The organism is Teichococcus deserti (assembly GCF_001982615.1).
GTDB classification, from domain to species: domain Bacteria; phylum Pseudomonadota; class Alphaproteobacteria; order Acetobacterales; family Acetobacteraceae; genus Pseudoroseomonas; species Pseudoroseomonas deserti.
In genome coordinates, this window is record NZ_MLCO01000389.1 from 1 (window position 1) to 2,749 (window position 2,749).

The following is a 2,749-nucleotide window of genomic DNA, read 5'->3' on the forward strand; positions in this document are numbered from 1 at the left end:
AGAACAGCAGCATCGAGGTGTTGATGGCGACCAGCTTCAGGTCGAACAGGTCCTGCGGCGAGGGGCCGGCCGCGTAGTTGCGGCCGACCACGCCATAGGTCGCGAAGAGGACTGCGAAGATCAGGCAGTCGCTCATCAGGTAGATCCAGAAGCCGAGCATGGTCCCGTCGCCGGGATGCACGGTCTCTCGCCCGTCCGTGATGTAGAAGGCGGGCTTCCCGTCGGGCCCCATGGTGTCGATCGGATGCGCGGACATGCTGCTCACTCCGCCGCCGACAGCAGGCGGCTGCGACGGTCCTCGGCCGCGGCCACGTCCTCGGCCGGGATGTAGAAGTCGCGGTCGGTGTTGAAGGTGTGCACGATCGAGTAGAGGACGATCGCGGCGAAGCTCAGCGCCGCCAGCCACCACATGTACCAGATCATGCCGATGGCGAAGGCGACCGACATGCCGGCCAGAATGATGCCGGCCCCGGTGTTCTTCGGCATGTGGATGGCATGGAAGCCGGAGGTCGGGCGCACATAGCCGCGGCCCTTCATGTGCCACCAGGCGTCATGGCTGTGGATGATCGGCGTGAAGGCGAAGTTGTAGTCCGGCGGCGGCGAGGCGGTCGCCCATTCCAGGGTCCGGCCGCCCCAGGGGTCGCCGGTCAGGTCGCGCAGCTGGTCGCGCTTCCAGAAGGAGACCGCGATCTGCAGCAGGAAGGCGCCGATGCCGATGGCGATCAGCACCGCGCCGATGGCGGCGATGACGAACCAGATCTGCAGCGAGGGGTCCTCGAAGCGGCTGACGCGGCGGGTCACGCCCATCAGACCCAGCACGTAGAGCGGCATGAAGGCCAGGTAGAAGCCGATCAGCCAGGACCAGAAGGAGACCTTGCCCCAGAACGGGTCCAGCTTGAAGCCGAAGGCCTTGGGGAACCAGTAGGTGATGCCCGCCAGCAGGCCGAAGACCACGCCGCCGATGATGACGTTGTGGAAATGGGCGATCAGGAACAGGCTGTTGTGCAGCTGGAAGTCGGCCGGCGGCACCGCCAGCAGGACGCCCGTCATGCCGCCGATCACGAAGGTGATCATGAAGCCGATGGTCCAGAGCATCGGCAGCTCGAAGCGGATGCGGCCGCGATACATGGTGAAGAGCCAGTTGAAGATCTTCGCGCCCGTCGGGATCGAGATGATCATCGTCGTGATGCCGAAGAAGGAATTCACGCTGGCGCCGCTGCCCATGGTGAAGAAATGGTGCAGCCAGACGATGTAGGACAGGATGGTGATCACGACGGTCGCATAGACCATCGAGGTATAGCCGAAGAGGCGCTTCGAGCTGTAGGTCGAGACGACTTCGGAGAAGATGCCGAAGGCCGGCAGGATCAGGATGTAGACTTCCGGGTGGCCCCAGATCCAGATGAGGTTGACGTACATCATCGGGTTGCCGCCGAAGTCGTTGGTGAAGAAGTTCGTCCCCACGTAACGATCGAGCGACAGCAGCACGAGCACGGCCGTCAGCACCGGGAAGGCGGCGACGATCAGCACGTTGGTGCAGAGCGAGGTCCAGGTGAAGACCGGCAGCTTCATCATGGTCATGCCGGGGGCGCGCATCTTGACGATGGTGGCCACCAGGTTGACGCCCGACAGCAGGGTTCCGACGCCGGCGATCTGCAGTGCCCAGATGTAGTAGTCGACGCCCACCCCGGGGCTGTAGGCCGAGCCCGAGAGCGGCGGATAGGCCAGCCAGCCCGTCTGCGCAAACTCGCCCACGAAGAGCGACATCATGACGATGGCGGCACCCGCCGCGGTCATCCAGAACGAAAAATTGTTCAGGAAGGGGAAGGCCACGTCGCGGGCGCCGATCTGCAGCGGCACCACGAAGTTCATCAGCCCCGTCACCAGCGGCATGGCGAAGAAGAAGATCATGATCACGCCATGGGCGGTGAAGATCTGATCATAGTGGTGCGGCGGCAGGTAGCCCTCGGCGCCGCCGAAGGCGATGGCCTGCTGGGCCCGCATCATCAGCGCGTCGGAGAAGCCGCGCAGCAGCATGATCAGCGCCAGGATCACATACATGATGCCGATGCGCTTGTGGTCGACCGTGGTCAGCCAGTCGCGCCACAGCGGACCCCAGAGCTTGTAGCGGGTCAGCAGCGCCAGCACCGCCAGGCCGCCCAGGGCGACGGCGATGAAGGTGACGACCAGGATCGGCTCGTGCAGGGGCAGGGAGCTCAGCGAGAGGCGGCCGAACACCGGCGAGATTTGTTCCGGAAGGGGCGGCGACATGGGGCTAATCTATCGTTCCGTTGTCGTTCCGAGGGCGGGGCTCAGTTGACCTGGCTGGCGGCCGGGGCGGTGGGCTGGTCGGCGGTCGCGGCCGCCGGGGCCAGCGCCACCTCCTGCCGCACGCCCACCGGGTCGGCCGGGGTGCAGAGGGCGAGCACGAAGCGCTGCGTGGTGTTGCGCTGCGCCGCCGCGGCGGGGGCGCCGGCGCCGCGGCGCTGGGTCTTGTCGTATTCCAGGGCGGAGACGTTCAGCAGCCCGGCCGGGCCGAGGCCGCCGGCGGCGTCGATGCGCATCATCTCGCTGGTGCACATCTTGGCGCTGTCGACGCAGCGGTTCAGCACGGCGGTGAACAGCTCCGGATCCAGGCTGGCGAAGCGGCGCACCGGGTCGCGCACCGAGGGACGCTCGAGCTCGAGGTAGCCGGCGCGGTCCAGCGTGCCGCCGGCGGCCTTGTTCTGCGCCACCCAGGCGTCGAAGCCCT

Annotated in this window: 2 protein-coding genes and 1 pseudogene; all 3 read right to left on the reverse strand. The window is 66.4% G+C overall.

The window, feature by feature from the left end; translation table 11 throughout:
• Window positions 1–256: pseudogene (locus BKE38_RS27755) on the reverse strand (cytochrome o ubiquinol oxidase subunit III); the annotation flags it as partial.
• Between the two features lie 5 nt (window positions 257–261).
• Window positions 262–2,235, reverse strand: a complete 1,974-nt coding sequence (gene cyoB, locus BKE38_RS27760) for a cytochrome o ubiquinol oxidase subunit I (protein WP_420014341.1) — start codon at window positions 2,233–2,235, stop codon at window positions 262–264.
• A gap of 74 nt (window positions 2,236–2,309) precedes the next feature.
• Window positions 2,310–2,749: COX aromatic rich motif-containing protein (locus BKE38_RS27765; RefSeq protein WP_207553703.1), on the reverse strand; the 440-nt coding region annotated here is incomplete at its 5' end.